The organism is Methanomassiliicoccales archaeon (genome assembly GCA_026394395.1).
Lineage (GTDB): Archaea > Thermoplasmatota > Thermoplasmata > Methanomassiliicoccales > UBA472 > UBA472.
Genome location: JAPKYK010000005.1, coordinates 139735 through 152377, shown reverse-complemented (window position 1 = coordinate 152377; position 12643 = coordinate 139735). Strand labels below are relative to the sequence as shown.

Below are 12643 nucleotides of genomic sequence, written 5' to 3'. Positions count from 1 at the left end.
GCATGGAGAAGGTCGTGAACGCGGACCTGGACACAACCAGTGGAGAGAAGTTCTTCTCTATCGACGTCCATTCAGACTATGGTCTGTTCACCCTGGACCATGGGCGCATTTACCTGGTGATGAACGAACGCCTGGACAAGACCCTGTCCCTGATCAACTCGATGGCCACGGCGGGCAAGGACATCATCTGCGTCTCCCGCATGCACCCGGACCTGCTCCGGGAAAGATATCCATTGCAGGAAATTCACGCCGTCTGGTTGAGCCAGACCGGGATCAGCCGGCGAATCTCACCGGAACACCTGGATAGAATTGTAAGAGAGATCGCCGAGTTCGTGAGCCAGCGGAAGAACGCCGCTGCGGTCCTTGACGGTTTAGAGTACATCTCGCTCTTTACCGACTTCCGTTCGCTCAACATCTTCCTGGAGGAGCTGAACGACGTGGTCATGGCGTCGCGGTCAATCCTTTTGATACCAATAGACCCTCGCCTATTCGACCCTTGCCAGCTGGCTCGTCTGCGGCGCTTTGCGGAAATCCTTCACTGAGCGCGGACGGGTCGAACTGGGGGAAGGAGTCCCAAAGTCTCTTCAGGTCCCGTTCCTCGAAGGTCAGAGGGTCGATGGACACGATCATTGAGCCTTGGACGTCGTCGAGCATCTGGCTGATCTCCTTCAGGGACGAGACAATCTTGTTCATGTCGTTCCATAACAGGAGGTATTCCAGCCCATCCAGGAAGAACCTCTTCTGGCCCCCCCTGACCTCGGACCTCACCTGCTTGACCAGGTTGCCCATGCTCTCGGGGTTGAGCGTCCCCTTCTGCTTCACTCCGCTCAGCCAATGGAACTTGGTGTTCTTCAGTCCATACTTCTCGACCACGTATTCGGGATGCAGGCGGGTTATGCATACACCCTCCTCTCCAGAGAGGTACCTCGAGTAGATCTGGAAACCGTTACGAGGGTATCCTTCAACCAACAGCGAGACCTTGGCGCCTGTGGCTTCTTCCATAAATTTGTTCCTCCGAACCTTGCCCCTAATCTTCGTTTTGACCATATTTAAAGGGGATTTGAGCATGCTACTTTCCTGGCATGAGAATCAGCCACTGAGGGCCGTGGGAAAGGTTATTGATAGAGGGAGAACGATTTTGCTCTGTGAACCACGCTGTTGGCAGATCGTTATTAACGGCGAAGGAGAGGGTTTTCCTCCATCTGCTTTTCCAACAGCGCTTCATGATGGACCCGGACTCCCCCAAGACCGTCACCCAGGACGGTGTCTCCGCCGCCGTGAATGTGGGCCGCAACAACGTGGCCAAGGTGCTGGCGGAGATGGGCAGGGAAGGTTCGGTGGAGACCTACACCCGCCACGTCAAAGGGCTGCCTAGCGTGCGGAAGGTGTATTTCCTGAGCCCGGCCGGTCAGGAAGAGGCCAAGCGCATCAAGGTAGGGCTGGAGGCCACTAAGGTGGAGGTGATCGACCTGCAGGGGAACCGGCACCAGGACGAGATAGGCCGCCTGGGCAACTACCTTCCCAAGCGCTATGACCTGCTAGAGCTGGTCAACGGCATCGCGCACGGTTGCATCGATTGTCGCAGCTTCCATGAGAACAAGATGCGGGAGGAGCGGCGCTATGTCGACTTCACTGACAAGAAGCCGGCGGTCAGGAGCTTCTACGGCCGGGAAAAGGAGCTACGGACGCTGTCCGACCTCCTCACCTCGGAGAGCAAGCGCATGGTGGTCATAAACGGCATCCCCGGAATCGGCAAGACCACCCTCCTGGCCAAGTTCGCCCAGAACGTGCGGGATAGCACCAACGTCTTCTGGTACAAGGTGCACGAGTGGGCCAACATGAAGGCCATGCTGCGGCCCTTGGCGGAATTCCTGTCACAGATGGGGCGGAGGAACCTCGAATGGTACCTCAATCAGACGGAGACGCCGGCGGTGGGGGAGGTCTCGCACATCCTCGATGCGGACCTTAAGGACGTCTCGGCCTTGCTCATCTTCGACGACGTGCACAAGGCCGACCCCTCGGTCCTGGAGCTCCTGCAGGCCTTGCTGAGCGTACTGGAGGGCCTGGAGAGGGTGCGGGTGGTGTGCACCGCCCGGGAGCTGCCCTCGTTCTATCCCCGCGGGACGGTCTTCCGTGGCCTAGTGGAGGAGATCAACCTGGAAGGGCTGGACCGGGAGAGCAGCAATCAGATGATGAAGGCCCGCGGTCTGCTGGACGGCAACTTCGAGGAGATATTCCGGGTAACCAGCGGTCATCCCCTGTTCCTCGAGCTCATCGACGACCCCAAGCTTGCCTTGGGTAAGAACATCCGCATATTCATCGAGCAGGAGGTCTTCTCCCGCCTGGGAGTGGCCGAGCGCAAGATAATGAGCATCGCCGCGGTGTTCCGCTACCCTGTGCTCATCGACGCTTTCTTCCTGATGGAGGAGGAGATCCACACCGCCGCGGGAATAGAGAAGGTGGAGCTCGACAGCGGGGACTACGCCGTAAGCTACGAGGCGGTCGACTCCCTGCTGGCCAAGTCCATCATCTACGAGTCGGTGGGGCGCATGATAGGCATGCACGACCTGCTGAGGGAGTTCTCCCTGTCCAGGCTCACCCCCAGGCAGCGGCGGGTCTATCACCGTGCGGCGGCCGCCTACTACCTGCAGGACAAGTCCGCCCCGGCCAGGGTGGAGGGGCTTTACCATTCCATCATGGCCGGGGACCTTCCGACGGCGGTGTCCATCGCCGCTGGGGACGGACGGACCATAATTAACAAGGGCTACGCCACGCAGTTCGCGCCGCTGCTGGACCGCCTGGTGCGGGACATGGGGGGCACGGCGAAGAGCGAACTGGTGGAGATCAACCTGCTGCAGGGCGAAGTGCTTTTCCTGCAGGGGGAATGGGACCGGGCCTTCGGCGTCCTGGAGTCGCTGCGCCGGGCGTTGCCGGCGGAGAGGGACGGACGGGTGCTGAGCGAGGTGAACCGCATGATCGGGGTCATCCACCTCAACCGCGCCGATTACGACGAAGCGATGCGATTCCTACAGTACGGTATGGACATCTCCCTGAGCACCGGTGACCTGTCGACCCAGGCGGACATCCTGTACGACATCGGCGGCCTCATGGAGCGGCGGGGGCAGAGCGCGGAGGCCCTGGAACATTTCGAGAGGGCCCGGTCCATAGCCCTGGAGCTGGCTGATGACCTTGCCCTAGGTAAAGCGCTCTACGGATTGGGCCGCACCTACTCCACACTCAAGGATTACGATCTGGCTATCCGCTACAAGAGAGAGGCCTTGGTCATTCTGGAACGGAGAGGCGACACCAACATGATGGCCAAGGCCTGCATAAGCATCGGGAACGACCTATGCACCATAGGCAATAACGCCGAGGGGGTCGGATTCCTGGAGCGCTCGCGGGACCTGGCCAACGCCGTGGGGGACCTTAGTACGATGGGGCACGCCATGGCCAACATGACCGGGTGCAAGATCATCGAAGGAGACCTCGAGAGGGCGGATGACCTGGTCAACGCCTCCCTCCCCATATCGGTCAAGCTGGACGACCCGCTGATGGAATCACTGCTGCATTTCTACAAGGGGTTCATCCGTTCCAAGAGGGGTGAACGGAGCGAGGCCAAGGAGGAGTTTCATACCTCCATAGGGATTTTGAAGGAGCATGACTCCCCGGTCAGACTGGGCCAGCTGTTGATCGAGATCGCTGATGTGAGCTTGATGAACAACGAGAGGGACGAGGCCCAGGCGTTATTACAGGAAGCCTACGACATCGCCAACCGGCTAGGCCATCAGAAACTGCTGCAACAGGTCAAGGAAAATATGGAAAGGCTGTGCACATAGGGATGTGCACATTTTCGTTCAGAAGGATATCGCGTGGGGGTCCAGGAACGGGATCGAGTGCGGGTCCAGGAACGGGATCGACAAACCACCGGTCAGGGACATCATGGACATTCCGAGCATCAAGCAGGCGGAGGCGGCAAACAGAGCCACCATCCCGATCAGGACCTTGTTTCTTACCATCATTGAGAGCACCTTTTAGCTATTTAGTCACCCGTTTGACTTGTGTATATTAAAATGGTCTTTGAGCATGCTACCGCAATGTTTAAATATCGTCATTTGAAGAAATGAATAATATTCAATGCTGGGCATTGTAATTTTGACAAGATATTATGTCCCGCACCATTAATAATCCGGAAGGTGTTGCCCAGGTCCGACCATGAGCCCGACAATCACCAATGGCCTCCGGCCTCAGAAGTTCAAGGCCGTGGTATTTGACCTTGATAACACTATCATTCAGAGCACTATCGATTTCCGGGAAATGAACCGGGCGGTGGCCGAGACCCTGCTGATGCACGGACTACCCAAGGACATCCTTGATTCTAAGGGGAGGGTGAACGTGAGCATCGTCCGGGTCTACGCCTATTTCAAGACGCATAGCCAGGATGGATGGGCGGAGAGTCTGGAGAATGATCTGAACCGCGTGAGCGCTGAAGTGGAGATGGCCCGGGTGGACCAGTCCCGGGCCATGCCCGGAGCCTTCGAGACCCTGGAGCATCTTGGGTCCCGAGGCATCCTTTCCGCGATATTGACGCGCGGCAGCCGCGTCTACACCATGAAGGCCTTGAATTCCTCAGGCCTGAACGGCCGTTTCCACACCATCGTCTGCCGGGACGACCATTCCTTGAGCGAGGCCAAGCCCAACCCTATGTCCTTGAGGCGGGTGTTCGATGATCTATGCCTATCGAACGAGCAGTGCCTTTTCATCGGCGATCATGAGACGGACTACCTGTGCGCCAAAGAGGCTGGCACGCCCTTCGCTGCGGTGCTGACAGGAGTGCATGGCCGGGAGGTCTGGAAGGACCTGCGCCCCGAGTTCATCATTGGCAGCATCGCCGACCTACCGGACCTGCTGGAGGGAAATAAATGAAGCAGGTGATGACCAAGGAGGCACCGGAACCTGTCGGACCGTATTCCCAAGCGTTGATCGTCGGCGATCTTGTCTTTTGTTCAGGGCAGATAGGCCTGGACCCGGCCACCGGCGTTCTGCGCGGAGGGACGAACGAACAGGCCCGCCAAGCGCTGATGAACCTCGGAAAGGTGCTGGAGGCCGCAGGAAGCTCCCTTTCAAAAGCGGTCAAGGTGACCGTGTTCCTGACCAATATCTCCGACATGGCCGAGGTAAACCGCGTCTACGCCGAGCTCTTCCCTCAGCCATATCCGGCCAGGACCGCAGTGCAGGTTGTCGCTCTTCCCAAGGGCGCATCCGTGGAGATTGACCTCATTGCCAGGCGATAGGCCCATCAAAACTTATTTCACCATTGACCATCGTTGAATGTCCCGATGAATGGGGAAGGTCAGGGTCAGAAGGACGGAAAGAGGAAGAGCGCCGCCTTTTCGGTGACGGGGATGACCTGTGCCACCTGCGCCGGCACCATCAGCGATTCCTTGAGCGAGCTGGAGGGCGTGTTCGGAGCGGACGTGAACCTGGCCACGGAGCGGGCGGCGGTCACCTATGATCCAGAGAAGGTCGACCTGCTCAAGCTGCAGAAGGCCGTGGAGGACGCCGGCTACGGCGTCATAATCAACGAACTGTCCTTGTCCATCTCGGGCATGAGCTGCGCCTCCTGCGCCAACACCATCGAGGAGACGGTGAGCGACCTGGACGGCGTGTTCTCGGCCAGCGTCAACCTGGTCACGGAGAAGCTCATGGTACGCTACGATCCGCAGAAGGTGAGGATGTCCCAGATCAAGAAGGCGGTGGAGGACGCCGGCTACGAGGTGGTGGAGGCCCAGACCTTGGACCTGGAGAAGGAGGTGCGGGAGAAAGAGACCAAGCGTCGGAAACGGCTCCTGCTCCTCTCCCTTTCCCTGGCCATCCCCACCATGGTCATCATGCTGCTCATGGATTTCACCGATCTGTGGCACGAGGCGCTCATGGACTACGGCAACCTCGCTATGTTCATCCTGGCCACTCCAGTGCAGTTCATCGCCGGGCGGCAGTTCTACATGGGCGCGTACAAGGCGCTGCGCAACCGCACCGCTAACATGGACACGCTCATCGCCGTGGGCACCTCCTCTGCCTACTTCTACAGCGTAGCGGTGATCTTCCTTCCGGGAACGGTGGTGTTCGATCACGTGTACTTCGACAGCTCGGCCATGATCATCGCCCTCATCCTCTTCGGCAAGTACCTGGAGGCCAAGGCCAAGGGCTCCACTTCCGAGGCCATAAAGCGCCTCATGGGGTTGCAGGCCAAGACCGCGCACGTCCTGCGCGACGGCGTGGAGACGGAATTGTCCGTTGACGATCTGGACGTAGGGGACGTCATGCTCGTTCGCCCTGGCGAGAAGATCCCCACCGACGGCGTGGTCGTCGACGGTCGCTCCTTAGTAGATGAGAGCATAATCACCGGCGAGAGCTTGCCGGTCAGCAAGGAGGAGGGTTCGGCGGTCATCGGGGCCACCCTGAACAAGAACGGCCTGCTGAAGGTGCGGGCCAGCAAGGTGGGCAAGGACACCACCCTGGCCCAGATAGTCAAGCTGGTGGAGGACGCCCAGGTCAGCAAGGCCCCGATACAGCGGGTGGCCGACCGCGTCTCGGCCATATTCGTGCCGGTGGTCATTTCCATCGCCTTGATTACCTTCCTTCTGTGGTACTTCCTGGGCGTGGAGGCCTTCGGTGTGACGGAGTCGCCGTTCACCTTTTCCCTCACCGTGTTCATCACCGTGCTGGTCATAGCCTGCCCCTGCGCATTGGGGCTGGCGACGCCCACGGCCATCATGGTCGGTACCGGCAAGGGAGCGGAGAACGGCATTCTGATCAAGGGCGGGGAGTCCCTCGAGATCGCTGGCAGTATCCAGACCGTGGTCTTCGACAAGACCGGCACCCTTACCAAAGGCGAACCGGAGGTGGTGGAGGTCCTGAGCTTTGACGTCTCCTGTCCGGACATGCTGAGGATGGTCGCCAGCGCCGAGGTCGGTTCGGAGCATCCTTTAGGAGAGACCATCGTACGCAAGGCCAAGGCGGACGGGCTGGAACTCTTCGAGGTAAGCGGATTCGAGGGCCTGGCCGGCAAGGGTGTCAAGGCCGTGGTGAACGGCAGGACGGTCGTGGCCGGAAATCGCGGTCTATTGAAAGAGATGGAAGTGCCTCTGGAGGAGCGGGAGAAGGATATAGTTGCCCTGGAGGAGCGGGGGATGACCGCAGTGCTGGTTCTTTTAGACGGCCGGCTATGCGGTGCGGTGGGCATAGCCGACACGTTAAAACCGACCTCCAAGGAGGCCGTGGCCGAGCTGCAGCGGATGGGCATCGAGGTGGTGATGTTGACCGGGGACAACCACCGGACGGCCAACGCCATCGCCCAGAGCCTGGGCATATCCAAGGTCCTGGCGGAGGTGCTGCCGGGGGACAAGGCCAAGGAGATCGCCCGTTTGCAGGGCGAAGGGAAGGTCGTGGCCATGGTCGGCGACGGCATAAACGACGCCCCTGCATTGGCCCAAGCGGACGTCGGGCTGGCCATCGGCTCCGGCACGGACGTGGCGGTGGAGGCCGGGGACATCGTTCTCATCAAGGACGACCCGCGGGACGTGGTTGCTGCCATACAGCTCAGCCGGCAGACCATGAGGAAGATCAGGCAGAACCTGTTCTGGGCCTTCGGCTACAACACCGCCGGCATCCCCGTCGCCGCCGGCGTGCTGTATCCCATATTCGGTATCCTGCTTTCGCCGATCATCGCCGCCGGGGCCATGGCCTTCTCCTCGGTGTCCGTGGTCTCCAACGCCGCCCTATTAAAAAGATATACACCGGAGATCAAGCGCAAGGGAGGTGAGTGAATGGCCGTGGACCCCATATGCCTGATGGACGTGGACGAGAAGAGCGCCAAGTGGACCTCTGACCACAAAGGCAAGAAGTACTACTTCTGCGCCCCGGGATGCAAGAAGAAGTTCGACGCTAACCCGGATAAGTACATCAAGAAGTGAACTTGTAAAACCCTTTAATTTATTTTTAAAAAATTTTTAAGGCGGGCTTGGGGCCCGCTATAGGTTTTAATGGTCCTTGTGGCGGCCGTCACGGGAGGCGTTGGCGCGCTCCTCGGCATAGGCCTGTTGGAGGTCCTCGATCTCCGGGGTCTCGGAGGGCAAGGCCTTCTTGACAATGCCAATGGCCCCCATTCCCAGGTTGAACAGCGCCGGGGGGATCTTGATGCCGTAGCGCAATGTCGTCCCGGTCAGCTTCCCGGGGTTCATTATGTCCTGGGGATCGATAAGCTTCTTTATAGCACGGATGTACTTCGCGCCTGTCCCACGGATGGGGTCCAGGTTGGAGGCGAAGAAAGACCCGAAGCCCAGCGGGCGCCCGCCGACGGACAGTGAGTAGTTGGCGAACTTCGCGTTGAAGCCAAAGGAGGTCAGGTTCTGCAGTTCGTCCGGGTTGAACAGGTAGTAGGGCATGAACATGACCGTGTTGCGGTCGACCATGGAACCGATTATGGCACCGGTCATCTTCAGCTCTTTCAGGATGCCATAGCAGGCGTCTACGGTCTCCCCGAACTTGTTCAAGGGAACCAAGGCCTCACCGGGGATGCTGCCTATGCCGATCTCACGGCAACGGTACTCGTAGCATCGTTCGTCCCACTCATGGGAGGCGACGTCGTCCGCCAACCGCTTGCCGCCGTACTTGGCCATGATCTCGTCGACCTTCTTCTCTTCCCAGGCCACGATCTCCTTGTCCCCCTCCAGCTGGATGTTGAGAACACTGCCGTCCTCGATGGCATGCCTGCCTGCCTTCCTGAGCAGGTCGAAGTGGTTGGGGTCGCTGAATCCTATGTGCAGAGGCCTGACCCGGGAACGGCATATCTCCGTCAGGGGCTTTCCGGCCTCCTTCAGGGTCGGGAAGGCGTAGGTTAGGGACTTCATCACTTCGGGAGCGGGCTCCAACTTGAAAGTGACGGTGCATATCTGGGCCAGGGTGCCCTCGGCGCCGACGATGAGCCGGTTCAAGTTATACCCGGTCTCGTTGTCCACGATGAGGTCGAACCCGGTCTTCACTACTGTGCCGTCAGGCATGACCACTTCCATGTTGCGGACCAGGTCGCCGCTGGTCCCGTACTTCATGGAACCGATGCCCACGCCGTTCACGGATATCCATCCACCCAAGGTGGCCGAGGGGAACGAGCTGGGGTAGCCCCCGAGCAGCATGCCCTTCTCCAAGCAGGCGTCGAGGACCTGTTTCCAGGTGCAGCCAGCCTGGGCCGTGACGCACAGGTTCTCTTGGTCGATCTTGAGGATCTTGTTCATGCCGCCCGAGGAGTCGATGAGTATTCCGCCGAATATTGGTGTGGAACCGCCCAGGCCCCAGGTAGACGCTCCCCGCGGGGTGATCGGTATCTTCTCTTCCGCAGCGATCTTGATGATCTTGACCACATCCTCCGTGGAATGGGGGCGGACCACGATATCGGGCAAGTTCTTGAAGGCTATCTGAGCGAGGCTAGGAAGGGGGGCGAGGTCATGACTGTAGAGCAGTCTTTCCATCTTGCTCGTCTTGACGTTCTCCCTTCCAATCGCATCTTGCAGTTTGGCCACGACGGGGGCCAAGGCCCTGCTGACATTTTCATCGGCAGCTTCCATGTGAAGACCTCAATTACTAGGATATAAACGAGATTATACCCTGAAGACCGTAATGTATTTTAAACCTATTCCCAGGCCATACATAAAAAAACGGTGCACGAATTAACACAGGTTACAAGAGTGCCCGAGTATCGGTGCTCGAAGGTACTTCGTCCCTACTTAGTGGCCGGGCATCTGCAGATGGCGTGCCACTGCCTCGAAGACGTCCTACCTGGTTCTCAAAGCCCCGAAGGGCCTGATCACCGTCCGTCTCACCGCTCACCCGTCTTAAGTCAGGCGACGATAGGCAGACCCGCTCCCGGAGGAGCGCGGATAGGACCTTTTCCAACGGGCATGATCCTCAAACCATGCTGGATCCATCCTGGTTTCCCTACAGCCTTTCCGACTCGGGCAATATATATTATTGTCGTTCATAGTATATACATTTTTTGCAAATCTATGACATAGCCAGAATATAATTATTCATATATTAATAAAATTAAGTTAGAACGTTAATTAATTCAAACAAGAAGTGCCCGGGCGGAGAGGGGAGGAGGAAGGCGACCTTTGGTCCGACCCATTCCTCAAAATGGAGATGTTCCTCGGGCGACCACCCCTTCATTCCCACCCGACCACCCTAAGGCTCGGGGGGATCCTGACCGGAATCGCACAGTTATCACCTGTGCCAAGCCGGGCGGACGCATCTGCGGCCGATGAAGGCGCAGTGGGCGTTATTGATACACCACGGGTCCTACCCTCTCCATTCCACGGGCAACATTATACTTTGTCGTGGTGACTATAAATAGATTATTTTTATGCCTGGCCGTACAAATAAGAGTAATGGTTCAGTCCTGCAGACCTTCCAACTCCGACCGCACCGCCCTGATCTTCTCGGAGATGTCGTCCATCTTGGCCTGGGCCCTGTGCTTGATCCTTTCCAGCTCCTCGTCCCTAATCCCTCGGCGCTTATGCAGGCGTTCCGCCTCCTCTACCTCGGAACGGTACTCGGCGCGCAGGGCGTTTAGCTGCTTGATCTTGCCTTCTAGTTTCTCCCTCCTCGATCCGAACATGGTCACAACGAAGTAATATTCCCTGGGACAGGATAAATAAATTGGCCAATATCTGAGCGGTCCATTATGGTCCACGGCGCAATAGGTCAAGGGCGAAGGAGAGTGGCATCTCATCCGGCAGGTGGTAAAGATGAGCGCGACAGGAGCAGTCGGAAGAGCCGAAGCCGTCCATGACCACCTGGGAGCCGGGACATCGGGCGAGCACACGGCTCGAACGGCATTCCCCTTCCTTTCCGCCGGCATACAGCAGCGCCCCGATGGGCTCGGCCACGGCGGTCAGGCGATCGATGTGCCAGCGAATTTTCTTGTCTCGGCACATGTGCCTGCTGAGCCGGGGACCGAGCCCCGATTGCGCCGAACCGCAATAGAGATAATAGCCCGCCGGGAACCTGGCCTGGCCCAGGCTTCCCACGTCGAGCACCGTTTCTTCTGACAGGTGCAGAACGAGTACGTAGGTTCCAGGCTGGGATGGCATGTCCGTCTCAGGACCGGACCCGGCCTTCCACCTCGGCCTTGGTGCGAATCTTGATGATGGTGCTGTCCCCCAGCCGGCAATCGGCTATGGTGGCGATGTCCTTGAGCTTGCGGCCGTAGACCTCCAGCTCCTCCAGCTCCTTGAGGTGCTTCTTGTAGGGGATCTTGACCCTCAGGCCGTCCACGTGCAGCACAACCGGCGCCGGGCGCAGGCATTCCTGCACCGCATCCATCTCATCCAGGGCGTCCTTGACCTCGGAAGGGTGCACGAACAGGGGGTCCTCCTCCACCTCCTTGCGACGGACGTCGATAACTTCCTTCACCCGGGCAGCGATCTCCTCGAGCTTGGCGATCTCTTCCGAGCGCCGCATCCTCTCCACCTTGCGGCCGACCCCGCAGACCAGGGCCTCGCAGTGCGGCAGGGATTCGATCTCGGGCCCGACCACGGTCACCACCGGAATCTGGATGTCCTTGAAGAGGTCGATCTTCTCGTGGGTGATGCATTCCTTGAAGTTGCCTAGCATGAAGATGGCGCAGTCGTACTCCTCGATGATGGCCTTCTCCGCGGCCGATATCTGGCAGGTCTTGCGCCCGCGCCCGCGGGCCAGCCCCATGACTATGGTTATGGCACCGTACCGCCTCAGATGCTCGGCGATGTCGCAGATGGGGTGGGGCATATGGTGTCGGCCCAGGGTTGGACCGATGACCGCGATTTCCGTGCCCGCCAACGGCACCTCGATTATCTTTCCGCCCAGCTCGGCGGACTTCTTCTCGATGAGGGGGCGGTCCTCCTCGGGGATGGCGAAGGTGAGGGTGATCATGACCTGGACCTTGGTCTTCTGCAGCACGAAGCCGCCGACGTCCTCGATGAGGTCGAAGAACTCCTCGATCTTGTGCACCCCGCCGTCGTACATCAGCACTTCGTACATCACTTCGCCTCCTCGCCAATCATGTATTTGTGCACCTTATGGGCCTCGTTTATGAAGTCCACGGTCATGTCATGCTCTGTGGCCACTATGGTCATGACATCGTGGTCGTAGATCTCCTGCCGTATCTTCAACCCCTCCGGCAGTAACCTCCACAGGGCGTCCAGGAGCTTGGAGCGGACCTCCTCCTCCGGATCGAGCTTCATATCGGCCAGCTCTTCGGTCGGGATGCCCTCCACGAATATCTCTAGGCGGGTAAGCTGCTGCACCCGCTCCCGTCCGTATAGCCGCCAGAGCGTAGCCAGCAGCCGTGGTGCATACGACTCGTCCTTGATGTAGATGTACGTGCCACCTTCTCGAGCCTCCATGTCCGCGATGTCGTAGACCGGACGCTTGCCCCCGGACTGTTTGACCTTCAATGACAGGATGAATAGGGTCTGGTCGGGGCGGATGACGAAGCGCGCCTGCTTCACCATGGTGGATATCCCCATGTCCATGAGGATGCGTTCCAGTAGCCACTGGTAGGACTCCAGGGCGTATTGCTCGGTCCCTTCCAGCTCGAACTCCACCAACT

Annotated in this window: 13 protein-coding genes; 6 read left to right on the top strand and 7 right to left on the bottom strand. The window is 58.9% G+C overall.

Going from position 1 to position 12643, the window contains the following annotated elements; genetic code table 11:
• Nucleotides 1-2: 2 nt before the first annotated feature.
• Nucleotides 3-542: a DUF835 domain-containing protein gene (locus tag NT131_07820; GenBank protein ID MCX6651545.1), complete on the top strand. Its 540-nt coding sequence runs from the start codon at nucleotides 3-5 to the stop codon at nucleotides 540-542.
• Here NT131_07820 and NT131_07815 read toward each other — a convergent pair.
• Nucleotides 442-1002: a DUF835 domain-containing protein gene (locus NT131_07815; protein ID MCX6651544.1), complete on the bottom strand. Its 561-nt coding sequence runs from the start codon at nucleotides 1000-1002 to the stop codon at nucleotides 442-444. The genes NT131_07820 and NT131_07815 overlap by 101 nt on opposite strands.
• A gap of 143 nt (nucleotides 1003-1145) precedes the next feature.
• On the opposite strand from NT131_07815, the gene NT131_07810 reads away from it, so the two are divergent.
• Nucleotides 1146-3836, top strand: coding sequence for a tetratricopeptide repeat protein (locus tag NT131_07810; GenBank protein MCX6651543.1), 2691 nt, complete (start codon nucleotides 1146-1148; stop codon nucleotides 3834-3836).
• An 18-nt stretch (nucleotides 3837-3854) separates the two neighbouring features.
• Here the strand turns inward: NT131_07810 and NT131_07805 are convergent, their stop codons facing one another.
• Nucleotides 3855-4016 carry a hypothetical protein gene (locus tag NT131_07805; protein ID MCX6651542.1) on the bottom strand — a complete coding sequence of 54 codons (162 nt, stop codon included), beginning with the start codon at nucleotides 4014-4016 and terminating at the stop codon, nucleotides 3855-3857.
• A 196-nt stretch (nucleotides 4017-4212) separates the two neighbouring features.
• Here NT131_07805 and NT131_07800 point away from each other — a divergent pair, with 196 nt between their 5' ends.
• Genes NT131_07800 through NT131_07785 form a run of 4 tightly spaced genes read left to right on the top strand, consistent with a single transcriptional unit; the run spans nucleotide 4213 to nucleotide 7973 of the window.
• Nucleotides 4213-4923, top strand: a complete 711-nt coding sequence (locus tag NT131_07800; GenBank protein ID MCX6651541.1) for an HAD family hydrolase — start codon at nucleotides 4213-4215, stop codon at nucleotides 4921-4923.
• Entirely contained in the window at nucleotides 4920-5291 is a 372-nt protein-coding gene (locus NT131_07795; protein MCX6651540.1) for a Rid family detoxifying hydrolase, read from the top strand. The genes NT131_07800 and NT131_07795 overlap by 4 nt, the downstream gene beginning before the upstream one ends.
• A 45-nt stretch (nucleotides 5292-5336) precedes the next feature.
• Nucleotides 5337-7826, top strand: coding sequence for a heavy metal translocating P-type ATPase (locus NT131_07790; GenBank protein ID MCX6651539.1), 2490 nt, complete (start codon nucleotides 5337-5339; stop codon nucleotides 7824-7826).
• Nucleotides 7827-7973 (top strand): YHS domain-containing protein, encoded by a 147-nt coding sequence (locus NT131_07785; protein ID MCX6651538.1) that lies wholly within the window; start codon nucleotides 7827-7829, stop codon nucleotides 7971-7973.
• 66 nt (nucleotides 7974-8039) lie between these two features.
• Here the strand turns inward: NT131_07785 and NT131_07780 are convergent, their stop codons facing one another.
• The 5 genes from NT131_07780 to NT131_07760 all read right to left on the bottom strand — a co-directional run bounded on the left by NT131_07780 (nucleotide 8040) and on the right by NT131_07760 (nucleotide 12638).
• Entirely contained in the window at nucleotides 8040-9620 is a 1581-nt protein-coding gene (locus NT131_07780) for an FAD-binding oxidoreductase (protein ID MCX6651537.1), read from the bottom strand.
• Between the two features lie 824 nt (nucleotides 9621-10444).
• Nucleotides 10445-10669: a hypothetical protein gene (locus NT131_07775; GenBank protein MCX6651536.1), complete on the bottom strand. Its 225-nt coding sequence runs from the start codon at nucleotides 10667-10669 to the stop codon at nucleotides 10445-10447.
• Between the two features lie 64 nt (nucleotides 10670-10733).
• Nucleotides 10734-11144, bottom strand: coding sequence for a GIY-YIG nuclease family protein (locus NT131_07770; protein MCX6651535.1), 411 nt, complete (start codon nucleotides 11142-11144; stop codon nucleotides 10734-10736).
• 7 nt (nucleotides 11145-11151) lie between these two features.
• Nucleotides 11152-12072, bottom strand: coding sequence for a methanogenesis marker 7 protein (locus NT131_07765; protein MCX6651534.1), 921 nt, complete (start codon nucleotides 12070-12072; stop codon nucleotides 11152-11154).
• Nucleotides 12072-12638, bottom strand: coding sequence for a methanogenesis marker 17 protein (locus NT131_07760; protein ID MCX6651533.1), 567 nt, complete (start codon nucleotides 12636-12638; stop codon nucleotides 12072-12074). The genes NT131_07765 and NT131_07760 overlap by 1 nt, the downstream gene beginning before the upstream one ends.
• Nucleotides 12639-12643: the final 5 nt, after the last annotated feature.